Genomic DNA, 24,177 nt, shown 5'->3' with positions numbered 1-24,177 from the left:
GATGATCATTTGCAAAACACCACGGGAATTGGAAATTATGCGGGAAGCCGGCCGAATAGTCGCCTTAACGCACCAAGAATTGAAGAAAAACATCCAACCTGGTATAACTACTGGAGAGCTGGATAAAATAGCTGACCAGTTCATACGCAGCATGGATGCAATCCCTTCTTTTAAAGGTTATAATGGATTCCGTGGCAGTATTTGCGCATCGGTCAATGAAGAGCTCGTTCACGGCATTCCGGGAGACCGGGTGCTCAAGGATGGAGATATCATTAGTATCGATATTGGTGCGAAATACCAAGGCTATCATGGTGACTCGGCTTGGACCTATCCAGTCGGCACCGTAGATGAAAGCACGGCGGAATTGCTGAGAGTTACTGAAGAATCGTTATTCAAAGGGCTCGATGAAGCAAAGCCGAATGTGCGCCTTTCAAATATATCCCACGCCATTCAAAGCTGTGTGGAAGCAGAAGGCTTTTCTATCGTACGAGAGTACGTAGGCCACGGAGTGGGGCAGGATCTTCACGAAGATCCTCAAATCCCTCACTACGGACCGCCAAATAAAGGCCCACGCTTAAAGCCGGGGATGGTGCTGGCTGTAGAGCCAATGGTTAACGCAGGTTCACGCTATGTAAAGACACTGGGTGACCATTGGACGGTAGTGACACAAGATGGTAAGAAATGTGCGCATTTCGAACACACCATTGCGATTACGGAAGAAGGTTATGAAGTATTAACTACAACCTAAGTGAAGGTGATCGTGTTTGAAGGAATCTGAGTCGAGTCCGCAAATAGGTCAAGTTGTTCATATTGTTCAAGGACGGGAAGCAGGCCAGTATGCTGTGATCATTGATATTCTCGATGAACGGTTTTTACTGCTTGCTGACGGTGAGAAACGAAAGTATGATCGACCAAAGAAAAAGAATCTGCAGCACGTAGAGCTTTTGGATTTCGTTTCTCCTGAAGTCCAAAACAGCCTTCTGGAAACAGGTCGCGTCACAAATGGCAAGCTTCGATTTGCCGTATCAAAATATGTCAATGAAGAAGTGACTGATTTAGAGAAGGGAGATCAACTCGATGGCGAAAGACGATGTAATTGAGGTGGAAGGAACTATTGTTGAGACTCTGCCGAACGCACAATTCAAGGTGGAGCTTGAGAACGGACACACCGTTCTTGCGCACGTATCCGGTAAAATCCGCATGCACTTCATTCGTATTTTACCTGGAGACAAAGTAACGGTAGAACTTTCCCCGTATGATCTGACAAAAGGACGTATTACGTACCGTTATAAATAAATAACAGAGCTCCGTTATAAAAGGAGGTATGGATGATGAAGGTAAGACCTTCTGTAAAACCAATTTGCGAGAAATGCAAAGTTATCCGACGTAAAGGTAAAGTAATGGTTATCTGTGAAAACCCGAAACACAAACAAAAACAAGGTTAATTAAAAAGGAGGTGCACGTAGTCTATGGCACGTATAGCAGGTGTTGATATTCCTCGTGACAAACGAGTCGTAATATCTTTAACTTATATCTATGGTATTGGTACTTCACTGGCTAGTGACATTCTAGCTGAAGCTGGCGTTTCTGAAGATACTCGTGTACGCGATCTTACTGAAGATGAATTAGGTAAGATTCGTAAAGCTGTTGATCAGTACAACGTTGAAGGTGACCTTCGCCGTGAAAAATCTCTTAACATCAAGCGCTTGATTGAGATCGGTTCATACCGAGGCATCCGTCACCGTCGCGGACTTCCAGTTCGTGGTCAAAAGACTAAAAACAACTCTCGTACTCGTAAAGGTCCACGTCGTACGGTAGCTAATAAACGTAAGTAATAAGAAATAAAGGAGGTATATCTACATGGCACGTAAAGGAAACACTCGTAGTCGTAAGCGTCGCGTGAAAAAGAATATTGAGACTGGAGTAGCACACATCCGCTCAACTTTTAACAACACGATCGTATCGATCACCGACGTACAAGGTAACGTAATCACTTGGAGCAGTGCTGGAGCTCTTGGTTTCAAAGGTTCCCGTAAGTCTACTCCATTTGCTGCACAAATGGCTGCTGAAGCCGCTGCGAAAGACGCTATGGATAACGGAATGAAAACTCTAGAAGTTACTGTTAAAGGCCCTGGCGCTGGTCGTGAAGCAGCGATTCGTTCACTGCAAGCCGCAGGTCTTGAAATCACTGCAATTCGTGATGTAACTCCAGTACCACACAACGGTTGCCGTCCACCAAAACGTCGTCGCGTATAATAATTCTGTATAGAATTTGTAACCCTGTCTATAATGGGGTATGATAGCTTTTAAATAGCACCGCCATAGACAGTCTTATTGTAGTTGTCTCATTCGACTGCCTACCTGAGGAATTTCGGTTAGACATGGTGTCTAACCGGGGTTTCGACGTTTTGAAGGAGGGTTTTGTTTAAATGATCGAAATTGAAAAGCCAAAAATTGAACCGGTTGAGATCAGTAGTGATTCCACATTCGGTAAATTTGTCGTTGAACCGCTGGAGCGTGGATATGGTACAACACTAGGTAACTCCTTACGTCGTATTCTATTATCCTCATTACCTGGCTCAGCTGTTACATCTGTTCAAATTGACGGAGTACTCCATGAGTTCTCAACCATTGAAGGTGTCGTAGAAGATGTAACAACTGTCGTACTGAACCTAAAGAAACTAGCTTTGAAGATTTATTCCGATGAAGAGAAGACTTTAGAGATTGATGTACAAACAGAAGGTAAGGTAACTGCAGCAGATATTACGCATGATAGTGATGTAGAAGTTCTGAACCCAGATCTTCATATCGCTACTTTAGATAGCAATACGCCTTTGCGTATGCGTATTACCGCTGAACGTGGCCGTGGGTACCGCCCAGCTGAAGGTAATAATCACGATGATTTACCAATTGGCGTAATCCCTGTAGATTCCATCTTCACCCCTGTATCCCGCGTTACGTATCAAGTGGAGAATACTCGTATCGGACAAACTTCTAACTTCGACAAACTGACGTTAGATGTATGGACGGATGGAAGCATTCGTCCGGAAGAAGCGATCTCACTTGGAGCGAAAATCTATATGGAGCACCTCAACATCTTTGTCGGCCTAACTGATGAAGCTCAAAAAGCTGAAATCATGGTTGAAAAAGAAGAGGACCAAAAAGAAAAAGTTCTTGAGATGACGATCGAAGAGCTTGATTTGTCTGTTCGCTCTTATAACTGCTTGAAACGTGCCGGAATTAACACAGTTCAGGAACTTGCGAATAAGTCGGAAGACGACATGATGAAGGTTCGTAACCTTGGCCGTAAGTCTCTTGAAGAAGTGAAGCACAAGCTGGATGAGCTTGGATTAGGTTTAAGAAAAGAAGATTAATCGATAGATCACATCTAAGAGATTCCTATAAGGGAGGGATAATCTATGGCTAGAAAACTAGGACGTACAACTGATCAGCGTATGGCGCTTCTTCGCAACTTAGCGACAGACCTGATCATTCACGAACGTATTGAAACAACTGAAGCTAAAGCTAAAGAACTTCGCTCTGTTGTTGAAAAGATGATTACACTAGGTAAGCGCGGCGATCTTCATGCTCGTCGTCAAGCTGAGTCGTTCCTTTACAAAGCGGATGCGAACGAAGAAGGAGATCAAACAGCCCTTCAAAAGCTGTTCTCTGACATCGCACCACGCTACGAAGAACGCCAAGGTGGTTACACTCGTGTGCTTAAATTAGGCGAGCGTAAAGGTGACGGAGCTAAGATGGCAATTATCGAACTCGTTTAATGTCATCATGAAAATGGGTACTAAAGGGCAGGACTTAAATCTCATCGAGAGGTTAACTCCAGCCCTTTTTTTATTGCCCAAAAGAAAACGAGAAAGTGTCGCATCCTATCGGGAAATGGTGAATTTTATTTCCTGGGAAATAGCGACTGTGGAGGATAGCCTATGGAGAAAAGTGAGATTGAGTTTAGAAACGTTTCTTTTCGCTATCAGGAAGACGGCCCTTGGGTGCTGCGGAACGTAAGCTTTACGATCCATTCCAGTGAATGGGTCGCCGTTATTGGGCATAACGGTTCCGGGAAATCTACCATCGCTAAGCTGATGAATGGATTGTTATTTCCCCAAGAAGGCGAAATTTTTGTAAATGGAACGAAAGTAAGCAGAGAAACGGTTTGGGACGTCAGAAAGAATGTAGGAATGGTCTTTCAGAATCCTGACAACCAATTCGTAGGAACAACGGTCCGGGATGATGTAGCTTTTGGAATGGAGAACCATGGCCTGCCAAGGGAGCTTATGGTAGAAAGAATTAAAGAGAGTCTATCTGCTGTTAAGATGTTTGATTATGAACTACATGAGCCCCATCGTTTATCAGGAGGGCAGAAACAGCGCGTAGCCATTGCTAGCGTACTGGCTGTATCACCTAAATATATTATTTTAGATGAAGCGACAGCCATGCTGGATCCTAAAGGCAGAAAAGAAATCATGGACACGATTCTTGATGTGAAGCAGCAGCGGGACCTAGCCCTTATTACCATCACCCACGATCTTCAGGAAGTGACGCAGGCAGACCGGGTGATCGTTATGAACAACGGGGAAGTCTGGATGTCTTCCACACCAAGAGAGCTGTTTGCGAAAAAAGAGAAGTTAGTAGAAATTGGCTTGGATACTCCATTTGTTGCAAAACTGGCAGGAGAATTAAATGCTGCTGGTCTTTACCTATCACGTGAGCCACTTAATCACCAGGAGTTGTTGGAGGAACTATGGACATTACGTTCAAAAAGGTAAGCTATGTCTATCAGCCTGACAGTCCATTTGAACATAAAGCCCTTGATGATATTAATTTTTCTATTCGCTCAGGGTCATTCGTCGCTGTTATCGGCCATACAGGGTCAGGGAAATCAACCTTACTTCAGCATTTAAACGGCTTAATGCGCCCGACCAGCGGTAAAGTCACGGTCGGTCCTTATGTGCTTGAAGCAGGGGAGAAAAATAAACACCTTCGTGAACTCCGAGAGAAGGTAGGGATCGTTTTTCAGTACCCGGAGCATCAGCTGTTTGAAGAAACGGTAAGGAAAGATATCGCTTTTGGTCCTTCGAATTTTGGAGTAGAAGAAACTGAAATTGCCAAGCGTACAAAAGACGCGATTGAAGCCGTTCATTTAAATGATGATTTGCTGGAACGCTCACCGTTTGATCTCAGCGGAGGACAGATGAGACGCGTGGCCATTTCCGGTGTACTGGCCATGAACCCCGAAGTCATTGTGTTAGATGAGCCTACGGCCGGATTAGATCCGAGAGGGCAGAAAGAAATTATGGACATGTTTGCCCGTCTGCATAGGGAAAAAGGTTTGACGACAGTGTTAGTGACCCACAGTATGGAGGATGCCTTAACGTATGCTGACCATATTGTAATATTAAATAAAGGGACAGTGTACCGTCAGGGTGAGCCATTGGAAATTTTTAAAGATAAGGAATCACTGGATCAAGTGCAGCTGGATGTTCCCGAGGTCATCGAGTTTTTAAATAAGGCTGAAGAACAGTTTGGGGTGCAGATTCCATACAGAGGTCAATCCTTAACTGAATTAGCAAAGGAATTGGCTGAATGGGTGAAGGGAGGAAGCTTATCATGAGTAGTTCAATGATGATCGGTCAGTATATCCCCGGGCAGTCACCTATTCATAAGCTTGACCCACGTACGAAGATCGCTATCATATTCTTTTTTGTCGTAATCGTATTCTTTGCTAATTCTGTTATGAGTTATGGACTGCTGGCGCTTTTTGCTGTAGGAAGCGCGATTGCTACGAGAATTCGCCTTCCGTATATATTAAAAGGGCTGAAGCCTGTCTGGTTTTTAATCGCTTTTACCTTTCTTCTCCACCTGTTTGTCACGAAAGAGGGAGATGTCCTTTTTTCCATTGCAGGATGGGAGCTGTACGAGGGCGCGGTGATTCAAGGGGCTGCGATTTCTTTACGATTCTTTCTGCTGATCCTCGTCACCTCAATGCTGACTTTAACGACGACACCTATTGAAATTACAGACGCTATTGAAGAACTGTTAGGGCCGTTAAAAAAAGTTCGCTTTCCTGTTCATGAGCTGGCTTTGATGATGTCGATTTCGCTTCGATTTATTCCTACTTTAATGCAGGAAACTGAAAAAATCTCCAAGGCGCAGGCATCCAGGGGCGTAGACTTCCGTACAGGCTCATTTAAGGACCGTGTTAAGGCGATTATACCATTGCTGGTCCCTTTGTTTGTCAGTGCCTTTAAACGCGCTGAGGAGCTCGCTATGGCCATGGAAGCACGAGGCTATCGTGGAGGAGAAGGCCGGACGAAGTTAAGAGAGCTGCAAGTGGGCCGTATCGACTACATCGGATATATCGTGTTTATCCTGGTGGCGGCCGGAATGTTTTTAACGAGAAGCTAAGTGGAGGCAAAGCGTATGAAACGATTAAAATGCAGAGTGGAATACGATGGCACAAATTATGCCGGTTATCAGGTCCAGCCCAACGGAAATACCGTGCAGGCGGAAATTGAAAAAGCTCTGGCCTCTATGCATAAAGGGGAAAAAGTTAAAATAACCGCTTCCGGGCGGACCGACTCTGGGGTACACGCACGAGGCCAGGTCATTCACTTTGATACGCCGCTTCAAATTCCGGAGAGTAATTGGAAGCGGGCCTTAAATTCTATGATTCCAGCAGATATTCATATAGCCGAAGTAGAAGAAGCGGCCCCCGATTTCCACGCCCGCTATGATACAACAGGGAAAGAATATCGCTATTTCGTGTGGAATTATCGGGAGCCTGATCTGTTCCGACGCCACTTTTCTCATCATGAAAAAAGACCTCTTGATATAGAGGCGATAGATAGGGCCTGTTCCTTGATTGAAGGGGAGCACGACTTTACCACCTTCTGTTCCTCACGAACGGATGTAAAAGGAAGCAAAGTCCGGACGATTCATGAGGCGACGGTTGAGGTGCACGGATCGGAGCTTGTCTTTATTTTTAAAGGAAGCGGCTTTTTATACAACATGGTCCGTATTCTAGTAGGGACATTGCTGGAAGTAGGGCGGGGGGAACGGCAGCCGGAAGAAATGCTTGAGATGATCGAAGCGAGAAATCGGGAAGCGGCGGGGAAAACGGCTCCTCCGCATGGGCTGTTTTTGTGGAAGGTTGATTATTGATAATTCCTCCACTTTTCTGATGTCCAGTTCCAAGGGGCAGGTCTTCGCGACATAAGCAATCCGGCTGCGTGAAGAAAGACCGTTTTGCTTATGCGTACAGGCCTAAACGCTCGCCTCCACATTTCTGATGTCCAGTTCCAACGGCCAGACACTCGCGTCATAAGCAATATACCTGCATCATGAAAAACTACCCGATTACGGCATCTTGCTTATGCGTTTCGTGTCTACCAGGCCGTTTCCACTTTTCTTGGTGTCCAGTTCCAAGGGGCAGGACTTCGCGCCATAAGCAACCCCATTACGTGGCAACCCCCGCCACTGCATGGTTTTGCTTATGCGTTTCAGACCTAAGCGGCCCCTTTCCACTTTTCTTACAAAAAAACAACGTTTCCTTGTGTTTGCATCTTGACATCTTGGACAAGAGTGTTATATTATATTCTATGGCATTTTATTTCTATACCACGATTAGCCCCGGAAACTAATCGTATTGAGATAAATAACAAATGAGCTTTGTGAAGATAACAATTCAGGAGGGAAACCGATATGCGCACAACTTTCATGGCAAATGAAAACAACGTGGATCGCAAGTGGTACGTAGTGGATGCTGCAGGGCAAACGCTTGGCCGTCTAGCGAGCGAAGTTGCTGCGATCCTTCGCGGTAAGAACAAACCTACGTATACTCCACACGTTGATACTGGCGACCATGTCATCATTATCAATGCAGGACAGATTGAACTAACTGGTAACAAAATCAACGACAAGATTTATTACCGTCACTCAAATCACCCAGGTGGTTTGAAACAGCGTACAGCTAACGAAATGCGTACAAAATACCCTGAGCAAATGCTTGAGCTTGCTGTTAAAGGTATGCTGCCTAAAGGAAGCCTAGGACGCAAAATGGGCAAAAAACTTCATGTATATGCTGGATCTGAGCACAAGCATGAAGCACAACAACCAGAAGTTTACGAGCTTCGCGGATAATAAAAGGGAGGTAATTGAGAGTGGCACAAGTACAATATTACGGTACTGGACGTCGTAAAAAGTCAACAGCTCGTGTACGTCTTGTTCCTGGAACAGGACGCGTAGTTGTTAACAAGCGTGATGCTGAAGACTTTTTCCCATATGAAACACTTCGTACGATTCTGAAACAGCCTCTAGCTGTAACAGAAACTGAAGGTAACTATGATGTATATGTAAACGTAAATGGTGGAGGTTTCACTGGTCAAGCTGGTGCGATCCGTCACGGAATCGCTCGTGCTCTGCTTCAAGCAGACCCTGAATACCGCACACCACTTAAGCGCGCAGGACTTCTAACACGTGACGCACGTATGAAAGAGCGTAAGAAATACGGTCTTAAAGGTGCTCGTCGTGCTCCACAGTTCTCAAAACGTTAAGATATCAACGTTTCAAAGGCTCTCAGCTATTCAGCTTGAGAGTCTTTTTTATTGTCATCTGTTATTAGTTGTAAGGTTCTCTAAATCTTTGGGGATGTACGACAGACCGTTCTCGTAAAAACCTGAGGATACAGAATCTCTTAGGGGAGAATTTTCAATACGAAAAAAGCCTCGGGCTGATGTCAGCGCGAGGCTTTTCTATTATTTATAAAGTAAATAGTTTTCCCGTACTTCTTTAAATTCGATTAGTTCATCCTGCCACTGAGCCTGGATCTCTTCAACAGATTCTCCATTTTCAATTGCTTCGCGGACCCATCCGTTTCCGATCAGGTTATCGAAGAAGGAAATACCGCTGGCATTTTCTGCGCGGAAGGCAAAGTCTTCAGGGTACATATCATGGATCGTTTTCACAATGTGTAATCCTGTTTCAATGGGCTGGAAGGATTCTTTGTGCGTCACGTGAATCTGAATCCCGTTGCTTAGTTTGCCAGCATGCTTAGAGAAAGTAGGTGTAAACGATGCAGCGCGGAACATTACGCCTGGTAAGTTCAATTCATTCAATTCTGCTGCAAGTTCGGTACTGTTAATAAAAGGAGCACCGATCAGTTCAAAAGGCTGGGTTGTTCCACGTCCTTCAGAAACGTTTGTCCCTTCAATGAGTGCAGCCCCCGGGTAAACAAGCGCCGTTGTTGTTGTCGGCATATTTGGTGAAGGAGCTACAAATTGAAGTGGTGTGTCATCGTAATACATATTCCGTTTCCACTTATTCATTTCAACCACTGTCAGGTCAGCGCCAATCTCAAACTCTTCATTGAAAAATTTAGCCAGCTCACCTACAGTCATTCCATGGCGAAGTGGAATTTCATAATTTCCTACGAATGATTTATAAGGTTCTTCTAACACTGGTCCCTCAACTTTTTCTCCACCTAATGGGTTCGGACGGTCAAGAACAATAAAAGGGATGTCGTTTTCTTGAGCGGCTTCCATCGCGTAAGCCATTGTATAAATGTAAGTATAGAAGCGGGTTCCTACGTCCTGTATATCAAATAAAAGGACGTCGATATCTTCAAGCATCTCTGGAGTTGGCTTGCGTGTTTGGCCATAAAGGCTGTAAACCGGCAGCCCTGTATGTTCATCGATGTAGTATTCTACATATTCCCCGGCCTGCGCACTGCCACGGACACCATGCTCAGGACCGTAGAGGGCAGTCAGGTTAACATCAGGATCCTCATGAAGAAGGTCAACAATACTATTAAGATCTTTATCAACACCAGTAGGGTTAGTAATTAAGCCTACATTTTTCCCTTCAATTAATTCTTTTTCTTCTTCCAGCAGAACTTCTACACCAAGCTTAAAGTTTTTATCTTTTCCTTTCTGCTGTCCGTTGTTCCCGCTCTTATCTGCAAAAACAGCTGTAAACGTTGACAGTACAAGAACCAGTACGAGCAATCCGATCATTGATTTTTTCAAATGCTTCACTCCTTTTTATTTGGCTCTATTAAGTTTTAGAGGATGCTTAAGGAAAGGAATTTTTGAGAATCCTGCACAAGGCGATCCAACACACCAAAGTGTGGGTCTCGCGAGGAGGCCCGAGCGTTCGTCTGCAAAAAGCGAGTAAAATTCCTTTCCTTTGGTGAAATACCCAACATCATTTAACAGAGTCTTTTACTTAGGGATGGGGAGGAGGGATCCGCCCCTTCCCTTTAATAACTTAATCCGTGACCGAATTCATAAAGGGCTTTTCCATCTTCTCCAGGGATCGTTACCGGCAGCTGCCCTGTTGGATTGTTCTCACCAAAGATTGTCGCTGCTGTAGCGTCAAAGCTTACATCATTAAAACCGTATTGAGCGAGATAACTATCCACTTGCGGATAAGCCATCACGTCATATGGATTACGGATGCCGACCCCAATGACAGGAGCATCTGCTTCATTGATCAGCTGTTGCACTAATTGCATTTGAGAACTGCTTGGAGCACGGCCGGCCACATTATACGTATATGTTCCAACGATGATATGATCGGCTTCCTGTACTTGAGCAAGCTGATCATCATTTAAAGGCTGGGTCGATTTAATCAACTGCACATCATCTCGATAGGCAGAAATAGAGGTGTGCAGTCTGTCGATAAAGGTATTGCCGACAACGACAATCTTTCCATCCAAATTAAGCGGAAGGACATCATCGTTTTTCACAAGGGTTATGGAACGGTCAGAGGCTTCTTTTTCAATGGCCTGGTGTTCAGGCGACCCTACAGTGGCATTGGCTTCTGATAGGATCTCATCCATATTTGGCTGTGTTTCTTCTTTAAAAATTCCACGTTCTAATTTAAGGGTTAAAATTCTTTCGACCGATTGCTCAATGCGTTCTTCACTGATTTCACCAGATTTTACAGCGTCCAGAAGACCTTCAGCTACTTCTTCAAGACCAACAGGCATCAGGACGATATCTGTTCCTGCTTTTACAGCGCGGATGACCGCATCGACTGAACCGAAGTGGTCGGAGATGGCTTTCATATTTAAGGCATCGGTAATGATGAGGCCGTCATAACCCATTTCTTCACGCATAAGACCAGTCAGCACTTTTGGTGAAAGGGTCGCAGGAAGGGAAATTTCCGTACCATCCTTTTGGGAAATAACTTTCGTGTCATCGATTTTAGGGAACGTGACGTGAGCAGTCATAATTGCATCAATGTCAGCTTCCATAGCCTTTTGAAAAGGATAAAGTTCAACTTCCATCAGGCGTTCTTTATCATAAGGAACTTCAGGCAGGCCAAGGTGTGAATCAACTGCCGTATCCCCGTGACCCGGGAAGTGTTTCGCTGTTGCGGCTACTCCCGTACTTTGAAGGCCTTTTGTATAAGCGATTCCTAAATCAGCAACGAGTTCAGGATCTTCTCCAAAGGAGCGGGTGCCAATCACCGGGTTATCGGGATTATTGTTCACATCTAAAACCGGAGCGAGGTTCATATTAATACCTAGAGATTCCAGCTCTGATCCAATCGCTGTTCCGACATCTTCAGTGATTTCAGGAGAGCGGGTAGCACCGAGGGCCATGTTGCCAGGCATGTCGGTTCCGGATTGCAGACGAGTAACAATTCCGCCTTCCTGGTCAATCGCCATCAGCAGCCCCTGCTCTTGTGAAGCTTCCTGATAATCTGCGACGAGCTCAGCTGTCTGTTCTGTCGTCACCACGTTCTCACGGAAGAGAATGACGCCTCCTAAGTGATAGTCTTTAACGACCTGCTCGATTTCAGGAAGCATTTTTGTAACGTTTTTTCCTTCCCAGTTTCTAAAGTCTGGCATCAGCATCTGTCCGACTTTTTCTTCAAGCGTCATTCCTTCAATCGCATTATGAATAAGATCGTACTGATCACCTTTTTGTTTCACGAGGGCTGGTTCTCCCTGAGCGGGTTTATGGTCGACGGCGATTCGGTCTTTATTCTTTCCGTCACTAACCGAGATGAACGTACGACCGTTTTGACCGGTCAGGGTTACTGTGCCATCCTTATCAACCGTGGCGACGTTTTTGTTAGAAGACGACCAATTAAGGTTTTCTTCGACTTTTGTATAGTGGCCGTCCTCATATAGATTTAAAGCGGTGAGGTCAACTTCATTATTTTCAATTTCTTCGTGAACCTGTGCCGCGTTTTCTAAAAGAACGAGGTCTTTGACTTCAGCAGATGCCGCAGCCGTCTGTGGTGTAAAAGGGCTGATCAGCAGTACAGCAGCCGCTGTCAGGATAGCCGGCTTTCGAAATCTTTTCATTTAGCTCTCACTCCTTTTTTAGGGGCTTTTTTATAAGTATAAGGAGGAATCTGCTCATTTTTTAAGCGGCCTCACACTAGGCGGGGTCGTTAACTGCCTCCTCATAATTTCCTTCTTAATAAGACCTTTTCTCCCACTCTGTATCGAGCAGTTGAAGGTTTCCGTCTATATTCAAGTTTGTGATATACCAGCCTCGTCCATTCACGCTTCCGTCTGTGTCATAGCGGAAGCGGACGAAATTCGTACCTGCTGGTAGAGTAACTTTTTCCTCGCTCCACGCTACACTGCTGCCAGTGAAGGCTTCACGGACGGCTGTCCAGTTCTCACCGTCTTCAGATACCTCTACATGCCCAAGGTCATATCCATTCTCAAGGCGATACCATGTCTCAAAGGAGAGCTCCGTGGCTTTTTGGACATCCACTTTTGCAGTTAAGGAACGGTTTAATTGGTTTCCGTAGCCTGAGAACCAGGAAGGAGCAGGTGTGTCAACAGGAATGGCATCAGCGACCTGACGGGCAAATAATTGTCTAGTCGGATTAGTGGATACTGTATTTCTTGTCGGATGCACGCGGTTAGTCAATAGAATGGCGATCGTATCGTTATCCTGATTGACGACCATAGATGTTCCTGTATATCCGGTATGACCCATCGTTGAAGCTTCTGATAAAGCATCCATATACCATCCTTGGGACAGCTCCCAGCCAAGGCCGTGCTCATCGCCGGGGAATTCAGGAATCCTATTTTCGGTTAACAGCTTAACGGTTTCAGATTTTAGAATTTGTTTACCGCCATAACGGCCGTCATTTAAGTACATATGGCCGAGCTTTCCTAAGTCTTCGGCGGTAGAGAATACGCCTGCATGACCAGCTACTCCATCAAGCGACCAGGCATTTTCATCATGCACTTCTCCCCATACCAGTCCTCGTCCAATAGCTGCCTGATATTCTGTAGCTGCAATTCGTTCTTTTAATTTCTCAGGCGGATTGTACATCGTATCTTTCATTCTAAGGGGACCTGTAATGTTTTCGTATACGAACTCATCCAATCGCTGGCCTGACATCTTTTCGATCAGGGCGCCGAGTGTAATCATGTTCAAGTCGCTGTATGTGTATGTAGATCCAGGCGGGTTAGCCAATGGATACGCATAAACATATTCCAGGCGGTCTTCCCTGGTGTTACCTTTTGCGTATAAAGGCACCCATGCTGTAAAACCTGAAGTATGGGTCATCAGCTGTTCAATCGTAAGGTGTTCTTTTCCGTTTTGTGCAAACTCAGGGATATACTTAGCGACAGGGTCGTCCAACTGAAAATGTCCATCTTCATATAAAATCATGGCTGCGGTAGCGGTGAATATTTTACTTATAGAGGCTACATCAAAAATCGTATCTTTTTCCATGTGAAGGGGGTTGGGCACTTCGTTTCCTTGATCATCTTTGTAAAGCAGGGAATGGCCGTAAGCTTCATTCTGGACGATATGCCCTTTTCTGGCGACAAAAGTGACAGCGCCGGGAAGAGCACCTTCAGAAATGCTTGTTTCAATCACAGAGTCAATGGCATTAAGCGGTGCCTGCATCATGCCGGCTCCTCTAACAGATCCCGGGTGAAGCACGGGGGAAGATGGACCTGGGTTATTCCAAGAAAAAACAGGGTGGGGGTTCTCCTGGGTTTTCTTGTGAGCTCGATTTTCCATCGTTGGTTTTTTCAATTCGTCTGCTGTTACACTCCTTTCATCTGCTGGGGTAAACAGTAAAGAAGAGGCTAAGGCGGTGGATAATACTAAAAGAGCGCTTGTTTTTTTCATAAATTCCTCCTTTTATGTAAGGGCTTTCCCTGTTTATCCTCAATCATAGTTTTAAAAAATATAGTTGTCTATACCACTTAAGTAGCAAAATTATTAGAATATTGCAAAAATCGACGAAAAAGGGCTAGGACATTTGATACAGATCGAAAAGAATCATTCCAGTCAGAGGTATAATTCATAATCTTGTCCCATATATTGAGCTACAAGTGGAAGAAGTGGGAGTGGATCAATATGGGACGACGGTGGAAAACGGTCATATGGTTCGCGGCCGTATTATTGTGCGTGAGTTTAATATCTTTCCCTGTTCAGGAAGTGAAAGACACATGGCAGTCTTGGTCATCTCCTCTTTTTGGGAAAGTTATTGTCATTGACCCAGGACACGGCGGGCCAGACGGGGGAGCCAGAGGGGCGAATGGCACCGAAGAAAAGGACATTACCTTGCAGCTTTCAAAATATTTACGAGATTATTTGCAGCAAGCAGGAGCGATCGTTTATTTAACAAGAGATGAAGATAAAGATTTATCAACAGAGGGAGGAAGCTTATCGCAGCGTAAGTCGGAAGATATCCGTAAGAGAATGGAGCTTATTAACGACTCTAAAACCGACCTTTTTATCAGTCTGCACCTTAATGCGATACCTGCTTCGCAGTGGAGAGGGGCCCAGACATTCTACAACCCTAATCAGGAAGAGAGTAAGAAGTTAGCGAAATCGGTGCAGAAAGAGATTAAAGAAAACCTTAATAACACAAAAAGGGAAGCACTCGGGTTAAGAAATATTTATATTGTCGACCACGCGGATAATCCTGGTGTTTTAGTAGAAGCCGGATTTTTATCAAACCCTGATGAAAGAACGCTTCTTGAAAGCGAGGATTATCAGAGAAAAGTAGCAGCTTCCATCTATAAAGGCATTCTGCGTCACGAAGCGGATAAAGAATAATAAGGATCAAATGCATATCACTTAGAAAGCGTTTCATGTATGTTATACTTGCACTGTCGAAACATTTCTAAGGAAGGTGACGCACGTGCTGACACAAGAAAAGGTTCTGGAAATCCTTCACTCGATCGAGGATCCGTTTTTACATAAAACGTTAGAAGAAACCGGTGGAGTCGAAGAAATTAAGATAAAAGAAGAGAAGAATCATGTGAGCGTTAAGATATTAATAGCGAAGACGAATACAGCTGAGCAGATGGAGCTGCAGCAGAAAATCGTTAATGCATTAAAGAACGGCGGAGCGGCTACAGTAGGCCTGCGCTTTGATCAGCTCCCTGATGAGGTTATCGAAAAATTCCAGCCCGAAGCGGCCCAGGATGAGGGAGCTGCTCTCTTAGGAGCAGGCAGTGATACGAAATTCATTGCGATTGCCAGTGGTAAAGGCGGCGTAGGAAAGTCTACAGTAACCGTAAACCTGGCAGTGGCTTTAAAGCGTCTCGGTAAAAAAGTCGGGATTATTGATGCCGATATTTACGGGTTTAGTGTACCTGACATGATGGGTGTAGAAGAACGCCCGGTTGTTCGCGGCGAGAAGATTATTCCGGTAGAACGATTTGGTGTAAAGCTTGTCTCTATGGGCTTCTTCGTAGAGGACAACTCTCCGATTGTATGGCGTGGACCAATGCTTGGCAAAATGCTCACAAGCTTTTTTAAAGAGGTCGAATGGGGTGAATTAGATTATTTACTTCTTGATTTGCCGCCTGGAACAGGTGATGTAGCGATGGATCTGCATTCCTTGCTGCCTTCGTCCAAAGAAATTATTGTGACAACACCTCACCCAACAGCTGCGTTCGTTGCTGCTCGTGCCGGCCAAATGGCGATTAAAATGGAGCACGATATTCTGGGGGTCATCGAAAATATGTCTTATTTCGAAAGTAAAGAAACAGGAAATAAAGAATTTATCTTCGGCCGCGGCGGCGGAGTGAAGCTGGCCGAGCAGCTGAAAACAGATGTGCTAGGTCACATTCCTCTGCAGCAGCCTTATGAAGATGAAGATGTATTTGCACCTTCTGTTTATCAGGAAGACCATCCAATTGGGGTCGTTTATCGCAATATGGCTGCTAAGGTCATCAGTAAATATTAAAGAAAAAAACACGCAGTCAACTACGGCTGCGTGTTTTTTCTATTGCGAGGATTGGCCGGAGCTGCCTTGCTGTCCTCCGCCTTCTCCTTCTGTACCTTGTTCAGTGGACTGCTCTTGTCCTCCGCCTTCACCTTGACCTCCACCGCCGCTCTGCATATCTTCTGCAGCTTTAAGCAGGGTTTCGCTCATTTTCGCCTGAAAGACCGGGTTGTTTAAGGTTTCTTGAATGGTTTTTTCCAGGTGGGCCCTAAACTTCTGCCCTTGCATAACCTCAAGCATTTTTTCCATCATTTCAGGGTTCTGGTAAAGTTCGATTAAAGAAGACTGATATTCAGAGTCCTTCATAAGACCTTTCATTAAGCCTTCCTGTTCTTCCTGGACGACTTTACTGAACTCTTGCACAAAGGAAGGGTCGGAGAAAAGCTTGCTCCAAAACGCCTTGCCTTTTTCAGATAGCAAAGTTTCTTTAACGGCATTTTGCACATCTGCTGACTCTAAGGCCATTTCCTGCTTCATTTCCTCTTCAGAAAGGACTTCTTTTAAAGCTTTCTGCCCATCGTCAGTTTTTAATATATCAACCATCATATTTTTGGTGGTATCATAATCCGCTTGCTCGCTGGCACTTGAAGTGCCATTACATGCAGCTAACAGCATGACGAGGAGAATGGGACAAATGATTCGAAATCTGGACATGTGAATGTCCCCTTTCCATAAGTTATCCCTTACGTTTAATATGCAACATGTCACAAAAAATATTCGGGCCATTAAGGAAAAATACCTGGAATCATGGTAGAATACGTGTGGGAAGTATTAGCCAACAGGGGGAGAATTAACGTGAATAGTCGAAAATGGGTACGTCTGTTTTTAACGACGCTGTTAATCGGCGGAGTTTTAACGTTAGTATCCAGTTTTATAATTAAAAAAGAATCCTATGCTGCTGTTCTGCAGCCTTTTCAAATATTTGAACTGCTTGGATTATTATTATTTTTTTCAGGATTAGGATTTATATTCAGTGTAATCAGTCAAATGGGCTTCTTCGCTTATTTAACGATCCACCAATTTGGTAAAGGTTTATTTAAGAGAAGCTGGGGATTGATCCAATTATTTTTAATCGCATTTGTCATTTTTGATCTTATTTACTTTAGATATCAAGCGGCAGATAACGTGTCTGTGTGGCCTTATGTTTTTACATCCCTCGGTTTATTTGTAGTTTCTTTAGCGGTGGCGTGGAAAAAAACGCAGGAAACGAACCGACAGGCATTTGTACCCGCCTTATTTTTTATGGTCGTTGTAACGTCGGTCGAATGGGTGCCCGCTTTGCGAGCGGCTTCACCTGATTATGTATGGTTAATGATCATTCCGCTCGTTATCTGTAATGCATATCAGCTTTTAATTTTACATAGGCTTACGAGAGATCAGCCTGCTGCTAAATAGGAAAAAGAGAGCTGCCTTAAATAGGCAGCTCTCTTTATTAATTCACCTGTTCAATGGTTGTCTGGCTTCCGTTCACCAGTTCAGAGACCGTTACAAATTTAAGCTTTTTCTGCTTTAAGCCCGGCAGTAATACTTCAAGAGCTTTGTCGGTCTGCTTGACAGAATCAGAAGCGTGCAGAAGAATGATATCTCCTTTGCCGGTATCATTTAACACTTGATCAATGATTTTATTAGTGCCCGGGTTTTCCCAGTCTCTCGGGTTTACACTCCATTGGATCGCTTCTAGTTTTTCTTCTTCGATTACCTTTAACACTTCTTCATTGTATTTTCCGTGAGGCGGGCGGATCCAATGAACTTCTTCAAAACCGAGCTTTGCAAAAACCCCCTGAGCCTTTTCAATATCCTGGCGCACTTCGGCAGCTTCCTTGTCCATATAGCTTTCGTACGCATAGCCCATCATCGCAATTTCATGTTCTCCGTCGTGAATCGCTTTGACAATATCCGGGTGGCGCTCCGCCCATTCGCCGCTTAGAAAAAACGTGGCTTTTGTCTCATGTGCCTCTAAAGATTTTAAAATATCGTGCACTTTGTTGCTTCCCCAGCTGATATTGAAGGTTAAGGAAATAAACGGATGCTCTTCACTTCCTTGTGATAAAGCCCGCGGTTCACCATTATTCGAAAACACAGAAACCTGGCTTCGCTGGCCTACCCACATTAAAACGGCGCAAAACAAAGCAATAACTACTATGATTCCATAACGTTTAAACGACCCTATACGTTTTTTGTGAAATTTCACGCCCACGCACTCCTTTTTTCACCTATATGATTTATATCTATGAAAAACAGGACAACCTATGCTATAAATCCCGAAAAAAGGGTAAGAATAAAAAGAAGCTGTTGAACACTTAGGGAGGGTCTTGGATGTATGGTCTCATGATTACAAAGCAAGAGTACCAAGAGATAGAGTACTTATTAAGGCGGGAGATGGAAGAAATCACTCTTGACCTGGGGGATAACCGAATCGATCCTTCCATTAAGAACGCTATGGAAAAAAGGTATGAAGTTTTGTTCCGCCTTTTTCGAAGGTTTGCTTCTGGTGAAGAGTGCTTACACTATATGCCCAAGAAGAAAAAACAGAACTAATTTTATGTATTCATCATCAGGCAAAAGCCCGGGAGATTAACCTGGGCTTTTGTTTTGAAGAAAAATGGTTTAAGGATGGGGAAGGAGGGAAAAAGAAAAATCTAAAAAAGTTTATGAAAATGTATTGCGCTGAGTTTAAAATCTGTGCTATATTATTAATCGTTGTCAGGAAAGGGATTCACAAAAAAGTGTTTCTCCTAATCACTAAGAATTTAATTTTTCTTTAGAAAACATGTTGACTTATTCATGTAACCATGATAAATTAGTTCTTGTCGCTAAAAAGACATCGAAACAATTTGATCTTTGAAAACTGAACGAACCAATCAGTACGTCAATTTATTCTTTCTATTATATAGAGAGAATTCAAACAAGCACATTCGGTGTGCAAATGAGCAAGTCAAACTACTTTTATGGAGAGTTTGATCCTGGCTCAGGACGAACGCTGGCGGCGTGCCTAATACATGCAAGTCGAGCGCAGGAAGCTAACTGATCCCCTTCGGGGGTGACGTTAGTGGAATGAGCGGCGGACGGGTGAGTAACACGTGGGCAACCTGCCTGTAAGACCGGAATAACCCCGGGAAACCGGGGCTAATGCCGGGTAATCACCTCCCTCGCATGAGGGAAGAGTAAAAGATGGCTTTCTGAGCTATCGCTTACAGATGGGCCCGCGGCGCATTAGCTAGTTGGTGAGGTAACGGCTCACCAAGGCGACGATGCGTAGCCGACCTGAGAGGGTGATCGGCCACACTGGGACTGAGACACGGCCCAGACTCCTACGGGAGGCAGCAGTAGGGAATCTTCCGCAATGGACGAAAGTCTGACGGAGCAACGCCGCGTGAACGATGAAGGTCTTCGGATCGTAAAGTTCTGTTGCGAGGGAAGAACAAGTACCGTGCGAATAGAGCGGTACCTTGACGGTACCTCGCGAGAAAGCCCCGGCTAACTACGTGCCAGCAGCCGCGGTAATACGTAGGGGGCAAGCGTTGTCCGGAATTATTGGGCGTAAAGCGCGCGCAGGCGGTTCCTTAAGTCTGATGTGAAAGCCCACGGCTCAACCGTGGAGGGTCATTGGAAACGGGGGAACTTGAGGACAGAAGAGGAGAGTGGAATTCCACGTGTAGCGGTGAAATGCGTAGATATGTGGAGGAACACCAGTGGCGAAGGCGACTCTCTGGTCTGTTTCTGACGCTGAGGTGCGAAAGCGTGGGTAGCAAACAGGATTAGATACCCTGGTAGTCCACGCCGTAAACGATGAGTGCTAGGTGTTAGGGGGCTTCCACCCCTTAGTGCTGAAGTTAACGCATTAAGCACTCCGCCTGGGGAGTACGGCCGCAAGGCTGAAACTCAAAGGAATTGACGGGGGCCCGCACAAGCGGTGGAGCATGTGGTTTAATTCGAAGCAACGCGAAGAACCTTACCAGGTCTTGACATCCTTGGACCACCCTAGAGATAGGGTCTTCCCTTCGGGGACCAAGTGACAGGTGGTGCATGGTTGTCGTCAGCTCGTGTCGTGAGATGTTGGGTTAAGTCCCGCAACGAGCGCAACCCCTAATCTTAGTTGCCAGCATTGAGTTGGGCACTCTAAGGTGACTGCCGGTGACAAACCGGAGGAAGGCGGGGATGACGTCAAATCATCATGCCCCTTATGACCTGGGCTACACACGTGCTACAATGGATGGTACAAAGGGCAGCGAAGCCGCGAGGTGTAGCAAATCCCATAAAACCATTCTCAGTTCGGATTGCAGGCTGCAACTCGCCTGCATGAAGCCGGAATCGCTAGTAATCGCGGATCAGAATGCCGCGGTGAATACGTTCCCGGGCCTTGTACACACCGCCCGTCACACCACGAGAGTTGGCAACACCCGAAGTCGGTGAGGTAACCTTTATGGAGCCAGCCGCCGAAGGTGGGGCCAATGATTGGGGTGAAGTCGTAACAAGGTAGCCGTATCGGAAGGTGCGGCTGGATCACCTCCTTTCTAAGGATAAAAGGAACGGCTTTTTAGCCGTCTCCTTCGGAGGACGTACATGGTTGGTTGTTCAGTTTTGAGAGATCAAAATTAAATTATTGTAATGAATGGGCCTGTAGCTCAGCTGGTTAGAGCGCACGCCTGATAAGCGTGAGGTCGGTGGTTCGAGTCCACTCAGGCCCACCATTCATATACGGGGCCTTAGCTCAGCTGGGAGAGCGCCTGCTTTGCACGCAGGAGGTCAGCGGTTCGATCCCGCTAGGCTCCACCATATTACCTTTAAAACACAAAGTATTTCTTTTTGTGTTTTATAATCAACTGATCTTTTAGTTGTGAACCTTGAAAACTGGATAAGATTTGACAAGACATCAAACCAAAGTAAGAAACGTCTTTTCACGACGATTTAAAAGTTAAGTGAATAAGGGCGCACGGTGGATGCCTTGGCACTAGGAGCCGATGAAGGACGGGACTAACACCGAAATGCCTGGGGGAGCTGTAAGTAAGCTTTGATCCCAGGATCTCCGAATGGGGAAACCCGCTGTTCGTAATGGAACAGTATCCATAACTGAATACATAGGTTATGGAAGGCAGACCCGGGGAACTGAAACATCTCATTACCCGGAGGAAGAGAAAGCAAACGCGATTTCCCAAGTAGCGGCGAGCGAAACGGAATCAGCCCAAACCAGAAAGCTTGCTTTCTGGGGTTGTAGGACACTCCTTTGGAGTTACCAAGAGAGAGGATAGACGAAGTGATCTGGAAAGATCCGCCATAGAGGGTAACAGCCCTGTACTCGACATCCTTTCTCCTCCGGAGTGTATCCTGAGTACGGCGGAACACGAGGAATTCCGTCGGAATCCGGGAGGACCATCTCCCAAGGCTAAATACTCCCTAGTGACCGATAGCGAACCAGTACCGTGAGGGAAAGGTGAAAAGCACCCCGGAAGGGGAGTGAAAGAGAACCTGAAACCGTGTGCCTACAAGTAGTCGGAGCCCATTCATGGGTGACGGCGTGCCTTTTGTAGAATGAACCGGCGAGTTACGACCGTATGCAAGGTTAAGCTGATGAGAAGCGGAGCCGCAGCGAAAGCGAGTCTGAATAGGGCGATTTGAGTATGCGGTCGTAGACCCGAAACCGTGTGATCTACCCATGTCCAGGGTGAAGGTCAGGTAACACTGACTGGAGGCCCGAACCCACGCAAGTTGAAAATTGCGGGGATGAGGTGTGGGTAGGGGTGAAATGCCAATCGAACACGGAGATAGCTGGTTCTCTCCGAAATAGCTTTAGGGCTAGCCTCAGAATAGAAAGTCTTGGAGGTAGAGCACTGATTGGACGAGGGGCCCCTACCGGGTTACCGAATTCAGTCAAACTCCGAATGCCAATGACTTTGTTCTGGGAGTCAGACCATGGGTGATAAGGTTCATGGTCGAGAGGGGAACAGCCCAGACCGCCAGCTAAGGTCCCTAAGTGTGTGTTAAGTGGAAAAGGATGTGGAGTTGCTTAGACAACCAGGATGTTGGCTTAGAAGCAGCCATCATTGAAAGAGTGCGTAATAGCTCACTGGTCGAGTGACTCCGCGCCGAAAATATACCGGGGCTAAACACACCACCGAAGCTGCGGATTGATCCTGATGGATCAGTGGTAGGAGAGCGTTCTAAGGGCGGCGAAGTCAGACCGTAAGGACTGGTGGAGCGCTTAGAAGTGAGAATGCCGGTATGAGTAGCGAAAAAAGAGTGAGAATCTCTTTCACCGAAAGCCTAAGGTTTCCTGAGGAAGGCTCGTCCTCTCAGGGTTAGTCGGGACCTAAGCCGAGGCCGAAAGGCGTAGGCGATGGACAACAGGTGGATATTCCTGTACCGCCTCCTTTCCGTTTGAACGACGGGGGGACGCAGGAGGATAAGGAGTGCGCACGATTGGAAGAGTGCGTCCAAGCAGCAAGACGGTCGGATAGGCAAATCCGTCCGGCAACGTCAAGCTGTGATGGGGAGGGAAATAAAGTACCGAAGCTCCGGACTTCACACTGCCAAGAAAATCCTCTAGTGAGGAAAGAGGCGCCCGTACCGCAAACCAACACAGGTAGGCGAGGAGAGAATCCTAAGGTGAGCGGGAGAACTCTCGTTAAGGAACTCGGCAAAATGACCCCGTAACTTCGGGAGAAGGGGTGCTCCTCTGCCGAGGAGCCGCAGTGAAAAGGCCCAAGCGACTGTTTACCAAAAACACAGGTCTCTGCGAAGCCGTAAGGCGAAGTATAGGGGCTGACACCTGCCCGGTGCTGGAAGGTTAAGGGGATGCGTTAGCTTTTAGCGAAGCGTTGAACCGAAGCCCCAGTAAACGGCGGCCGTAACTATAACGGTCCTAAGGTAGCGAAATTCCTTGTCGGGTAAGTTCCGACCCGCACGAAAGGTGCAACGACTTGGGCACTGTCTCAACGAGAGACCCGGTGAAATTATACTATGCGTGAAGATGCGCATTACCCGCGACAGGACGGAAAGACCCCGTGGAGCTTTACTGTAGCCTGATATTGAATGTTGGTACAGCTTGTACAGGATAGGTGGGAGCCTGAGAAGCCGGAGCGCTAGCTTCGGTGGAGGCGCTGGTGGGATACCACCCTGGCTGTACGGACATTCTAACCCAGGACCGTGATCCGGTCCGGAGACAGTGTCAGGTGGGCAGTTTGACTGGGGCGGTCGCCTCCCAAAGAGTAACGGAGGCGCCCAAAGGTTCCCTCAGAATGGTTGGAAATCATTCGCAGAGTGTAAAGGCACAAGGGAGCTTGACTGCGAGACCTACAAGTCGAGCAGGGACGAAAGTCGGGCTTAGTGATCCGGCGGTACCGTATGGAAGGGCCGTCGCTCAACGGATAAAAGCTACCCCGGGGATAACAGGCTTATCTCCCCCAAGAGTCCACATCGACGGGGAGGTTTGGCACCTCGATGTCGGCTCATCGCATCCTGGGGCTGTAGTCGGTCCCAAGGGTTGGGCTGTTCGCCCATTAAAGCGGTACGCGAGCTGGGTTCAGAACGTCGTGAGACAGTTCGGTCCCTATCCGTCGTGGGCGTTGGAAATCTGAAAGGAGCTGTCCTTAGTACGAGAGGACCGGGATGGACACACCGCTGGTGTACCAGTTGTTCCGCCAGGAGCATCGCTGGGTAGCTACGTGTGGACGGGATAAGTGCTGAAAGCATCTAAGCATGAAGCCCCCCTTGAGATGAGATTTCCCCTAACAATAAGTTAGTAAGATTCCTCAGAGACGATGAGGTCGATAGGTCCGAGGTGGACGCGTGGTGACACGTGGAGCTGACGGATACTAATCAATCGATGACTTAACTTTAAAAGAAAAGCGAAAACGCCTAGGCGTTGCAGCTACAAATTATGACGGTTTGATTCCAATCAGTCTTATCCAGTTTTGAGGGTTTACCTCCATATAA

23 protein-coding genes, 2 tRNA genes and 2 rRNA genes are annotated in these 24,177 nt (G+C 46.1%); 22 read left to right on the top strand and 5 right to left on the bottom strand.

Features of this window, described 5'->3' with window-relative positions:
• Position 1: 1 nt before the first annotated feature.
• The 14 genes from map to rpsI all read left to right on the top strand — a co-directional run bounded on the left by map (position 2) and on the right by rpsI (position 8,567).
• The gene (gene map, locus HUS26_RS15340) at positions 2-748 is read left to right on the top strand and encodes a type I methionyl aminopeptidase (RefSeq protein WP_173917940.1); all 747 of its coding nucleotides are present in this window, start codon (positions 2-4) and stop codon (positions 746-748) included.
• Between the two features lie 16 nt (positions 749-764).
• The gene (locus tag HUS26_RS15335; RefSeq protein ID WP_173917939.1) at positions 765-1,100 is read left to right on the top strand and encodes a KOW domain-containing RNA-binding protein; all 336 of its coding nucleotides are present in this window, start codon (positions 765-767) and stop codon (positions 1,098-1,100) included.
• Entirely contained in the window at positions 1,078-1,296 is a 219-nt protein-coding gene (gene infA, locus HUS26_RS15330) for a translation initiation factor IF-1 (protein ID WP_035543089.1), read from the top strand. The genes HUS26_RS15335 and infA overlap by 23 nt, the downstream gene beginning before the upstream one ends.
• Before the next feature lie 35 nt (positions 1,297-1,331).
• Positions 1,332-1,445 carry a 50S ribosomal protein L36 gene (rpmJ, locus tag HUS26_RS15325; protein ID WP_003156543.1) on the top strand — a complete coding sequence of 38 codons (114 nt, stop codon included), beginning with the start codon at positions 1,332-1,334 and terminating at the stop codon, positions 1,443-1,445.
• A gap of 24 nt (positions 1,446-1,469) precedes the next feature.
• On the top strand, positions 1,470-1,835 hold the full coding sequence (gene rpsM, locus HUS26_RS15320) for a 30S ribosomal protein S13 (RefSeq protein WP_173917938.1): 366 nt from the start codon (positions 1,470-1,472) through the stop codon (positions 1,833-1,835).
• Between the two features lie 25 nt (positions 1,836-1,860).
• Positions 1,861-2,256 carry a 30S ribosomal protein S11 gene (gene rpsK, locus HUS26_RS15315; protein ID WP_173917937.1) on the top strand — a complete coding sequence of 132 codons (396 nt, stop codon included), beginning with the start codon at positions 1,861-1,863 and terminating at the stop codon, positions 2,254-2,256.
• Positions 2,257-2,429: 173 nt separating this feature from the next.
• Positions 2,430-3,374, top strand: coding sequence for a DNA-directed RNA polymerase subunit alpha (locus HUS26_RS15310; RefSeq protein ID WP_173917936.1), 945 nt, complete (start codon positions 2,430-2,432; stop codon positions 3,372-3,374).
• 45 nt (positions 3,375-3,419) lie between these two features.
• Entirely contained in the window at positions 3,420-3,779 is a 360-nt protein-coding gene (gene rplQ / locus HUS26_RS15305; protein WP_082235745.1) for a 50S ribosomal protein L17, read from the top strand.
• Between the two features lie 162 nt (positions 3,780-3,941).
• Positions 3,942-4,781, top strand: a complete 840-nt coding sequence (locus tag HUS26_RS15300) for an energy-coupling factor ABC transporter ATP-binding protein (protein WP_173917935.1) — start codon at positions 3,942-3,944, stop codon at positions 4,779-4,781.
• The gene (locus HUS26_RS15295) at positions 4,757-5,626 is read left to right on the top strand and encodes an energy-coupling factor ABC transporter ATP-binding protein (RefSeq protein WP_173917934.1); all 870 of its coding nucleotides are present in this window, start codon (positions 4,757-4,759) and stop codon (positions 5,624-5,626) included. Before HUS26_RS15300 ends, HUS26_RS15295 begins: the two co-directional genes overlap by 25 nt.
• Positions 5,623-6,420, top strand: a complete 798-nt coding sequence (locus HUS26_RS15290; protein WP_173917933.1) for an energy-coupling factor transporter transmembrane protein EcfT — start codon at positions 5,623-5,625, stop codon at positions 6,418-6,420. Before HUS26_RS15295 ends, HUS26_RS15290 begins: the two co-directional genes overlap by 4 nt.
• Positions 6,421-6,435: 15 nt before the next feature.
• Complete coding sequence (gene truA / locus HUS26_RS15285; protein WP_173917932.1) at positions 6,436-7,176, top strand: tRNA pseudouridine(38-40) synthase TruA; 741 nt, start codon at positions 6,436-6,438, stop codon at positions 7,174-7,176.
• A gap of 540 nt (positions 7,177-7,716) precedes the next feature.
• Positions 7,717-8,154, top strand: a complete 438-nt coding sequence (gene rplM, locus HUS26_RS15280; RefSeq protein WP_173917931.1) for a 50S ribosomal protein L13 — start codon at positions 7,717-7,719, stop codon at positions 8,152-8,154.
• A gap of 20 nt (positions 8,155-8,174) precedes the next feature.
• On the top strand, positions 8,175-8,567 hold the full coding sequence (gene rpsI, locus HUS26_RS15275; protein ID WP_082235739.1) for a 30S ribosomal protein S9: 393 nt from the start codon (positions 8,175-8,177) through the stop codon (positions 8,565-8,567).
• A gap of 201 nt (positions 8,568-8,768) precedes the next feature.
• Here the strand turns inward: rpsI and HUS26_RS15270 are convergent, their stop codons facing one another.
• The 3 genes from HUS26_RS15270 to HUS26_RS15260 form a co-directional block, all read right to left on the bottom strand.
• A complete protein-coding gene (locus tag HUS26_RS15270) occupies positions 8,769-10,037 on the bottom strand; it encodes an exo-beta-N-acetylmuramidase NamZ domain-containing protein (RefSeq protein WP_173917930.1) in 1,269 nt (422 codons plus the stop codon).
• Between the two features lie 233 nt (positions 10,038-10,270).
• Positions 10,271-12,331 carry a glycoside hydrolase family 3 protein gene (locus HUS26_RS15265; RefSeq protein ID WP_173917929.1) on the bottom strand — a complete coding sequence of 687 codons (2,061 nt, stop codon included), beginning with the start codon at positions 12,329-12,331 and terminating at the stop codon, positions 10,271-10,273.
• A gap of 115 nt (positions 12,332-12,446) precedes the next feature.
• Positions 12,447-14,132, bottom strand: a complete 1,686-nt coding sequence (locus HUS26_RS15260; RefSeq protein ID WP_173917928.1) for a serine hydrolase domain-containing protein — start codon at positions 14,130-14,132, stop codon at positions 12,447-12,449.
• Positions 14,133-14,363: 231 nt separating this feature from the next.
• On the opposite strand from HUS26_RS15260, the gene cwlD reads away from it, so the two are divergent.
• Together cwlD and HUS26_RS15250 are read left to right on the top strand one after the other, a co-directional pair.
• Complete coding sequence (gene cwlD / locus HUS26_RS15255; RefSeq protein WP_173917927.1) at positions 14,364-15,068, top strand: N-acetylmuramoyl-L-alanine amidase CwlD; 705 nt, start codon at positions 14,364-14,366, stop codon at positions 15,066-15,068.
• 85 nt (positions 15,069-15,153) lie between these two features.
• Positions 15,154-16,206 carry an Mrp/NBP35 family ATP-binding protein gene (locus HUS26_RS15250; protein WP_173917926.1) on the top strand — a complete coding sequence of 351 codons (1,053 nt, stop codon included), beginning with the start codon at positions 15,154-15,156 and terminating at the stop codon, positions 16,204-16,206.
• 39 nt (positions 16,207-16,245) lie between these two features.
• Here the strand turns inward: HUS26_RS15250 and gerD are convergent, their stop codons facing one another.
• Entirely contained in the window at positions 16,246-16,899 is a 654-nt protein-coding gene (gene gerD / locus HUS26_RS15245; RefSeq protein ID WP_173917925.1) for a spore germination lipoprotein GerD, read from the bottom strand.
• Between the two features lie 141 nt (positions 16,900-17,040).
• On the opposite strand from gerD, the gene HUS26_RS15240 reads away from it, so the two are divergent.
• Positions 17,041-17,640, top strand: coding sequence for a KinB-signaling pathway activation protein (locus tag HUS26_RS15240; RefSeq protein ID WP_173917924.1), 600 nt, complete (start codon positions 17,041-17,043; stop codon positions 17,638-17,640).
• A gap of 37 nt (positions 17,641-17,677) precedes the next feature.
• Here HUS26_RS15240 and HUS26_RS15235 read toward each other — a convergent pair whose 3' ends face one another.
• Positions 17,678-18,436 (bottom strand): polysaccharide deacetylase family protein, encoded by a 759-nt coding sequence (locus tag HUS26_RS15235; protein WP_254434220.1) that lies wholly within the window; start codon positions 18,434-18,436, stop codon positions 17,678-17,680.
• A gap of 125 nt (positions 18,437-18,561) precedes the next feature.
• Here HUS26_RS15235 and HUS26_RS15230 point away from each other — a divergent pair, with 125 nt between their 5' ends.
• The 5 genes from HUS26_RS15230 (at position 18,562) to HUS26_RS15210 (ending at position 24,080) form a co-directional block, all read left to right on the top strand.
• Complete coding sequence (locus HUS26_RS15230) at positions 18,562-18,783, top strand: hypothetical protein (RefSeq protein ID WP_173917923.1); 222 nt, start codon at positions 18,562-18,564, stop codon at positions 18,781-18,783.
• 407 nt (positions 18,784-19,190) lie between these two features.
• Positions 19,191-20,759, top strand: a 16S ribosomal RNA gene (locus HUS26_RS15225).
• Between the two features lie 100 nt (positions 20,760-20,859).
• Positions 20,860-20,936 (top strand) — tRNA-Ile (locus HUS26_RS15220).
• Positions 20,937-20,945: 9 nt separating this feature from the next.
• Positions 20,946-21,021: transfer RNA gene (locus HUS26_RS15215), tRNA-Ala, on the top strand.
• Positions 21,022-21,158: 137 nt separating this feature from the next.
• Positions 21,159-24,080, top strand: a 23S ribosomal RNA gene (locus tag HUS26_RS15210).
• Together the 16S and 23S rRNA genes with 2 tRNA genes alongside form the textbook arrangement of a ribosomal RNA operon.
• Positions 24,081-24,177 lie beyond the last annotated feature (97 nt).

Source organism: Halobacillus sp. Marseille-Q1614 (genome assembly GCF_902809865.1).
Classification (GTDB): Bacteria; Bacillota; Bacilli; order Bacillales; family Halobacillaceae; genus Halobacillus_A.
The sequence above is the reverse complement of the archived record's forward strand: the minus strand, read 5'-3'. Positions and strand labels throughout refer to the sequence as shown.

What these genes read in the sequence shown, in the direction of transcription:
- truA (WP_173917932.1), top strand. Translation starts at nt 6,436, where the DNA reads ATGAAACGATTAAAATGCAGAGTGGAATACGATGGCACAAATTATGCC.
- HUS26_RS15300 (WP_173917935.1), top strand. Translation starts at nt 3,942, where the DNA reads ATGGAGAAAAGTGAGATTGAGTTTAGAAACGTTTCTTTTCGCTATCAG.
- HUS26_RS15265 (WP_173917929.1), bottom strand. Translation starts at nt 12,331, where the DNA reads ATGAAAAGATTTCGAAAGCCGGCTATCCTGACAGCGGCTGCTGTACTG.
- infA (WP_035543089.1), top strand. Translation starts at nt 1,078, where the DNA reads ATGGCGAAAGACGATGTAATTGAGGTGGAAGGAACTATTGTTGAGACT.
- rpsM (WP_173917938.1), top strand. Translation starts at nt 1,470, where the DNA reads ATGGCACGTATAGCAGGTGTTGATATTCCTCGTGACAAACGAGTCGTA.
- HUS26_RS15290 (WP_173917933.1), top strand. Translation starts at nt 5,623, where the DNA reads ATGAGTAGTTCAATGATGATCGGTCAGTATATCCCCGGGCAGTCACCT.
- rpmJ (WP_003156543.1), top strand. Translation starts at nt 1,332, where the DNA reads ATGAAGGTAAGACCTTCTGTAAAACCAATTTGCGAGAAATGCAAAGTT.
- rplM (WP_173917931.1), top strand. Translation starts at nt 7,717, where the DNA reads ATGCGCACAACTTTCATGGCAAATGAAAACAACGTGGATCGCAAGTGG.
- HUS26_RS15310 (WP_173917936.1), top strand. Translation starts at nt 2,430, where the DNA reads ATGATCGAAATTGAAAAGCCAAAAATTGAACCGGTTGAGATCAGTAGT.
- rpsK (WP_173917937.1), top strand. Translation starts at nt 1,861, where the DNA reads ATGGCACGTAAAGGAAACACTCGTAGTCGTAAGCGTCGCGTGAAAAAG.
- gerD (WP_173917925.1), bottom strand. Translation starts at nt 16,899, where the DNA reads ATGTCCAGATTTCGAATCATTTGTCCCATTCTCCTCGTCATGCTGTTA.
- rplQ (WP_082235745.1), top strand. Translation starts at nt 3,420, where the DNA reads ATGGCTAGAAAACTAGGACGTACAACTGATCAGCGTATGGCGCTTCTT.
- map (WP_173917940.1), top strand. Translation starts at nt 2, where the DNA reads ATGATCATTTGCAAAACACCACGGGAATTGGAAATTATGCGGGAAGCC.
- HUS26_RS15230 (WP_173917923.1), top strand. Translation starts at nt 18,562, where the DNA reads ATGTATGGTCTCATGATTACAAAGCAAGAGTACCAAGAGATAGAGTAC.
- cwlD (WP_173917927.1), top strand. Translation starts at nt 14,364, where the DNA reads ATGGGACGACGGTGGAAAACGGTCATATGGTTCGCGGCCGTATTATTG.
- HUS26_RS15295 (WP_173917934.1), top strand. Translation starts at nt 4,757, where the DNA reads ATGGACATTACGTTCAAAAAGGTAAGCTATGTCTATCAGCCTGACAGT.
- HUS26_RS15260 (WP_173917928.1), bottom strand. Translation starts at nt 14,132, where the DNA reads ATGAAAAAAACAAGCGCTCTTTTAGTATTATCCACCGCCTTAGCCTCT.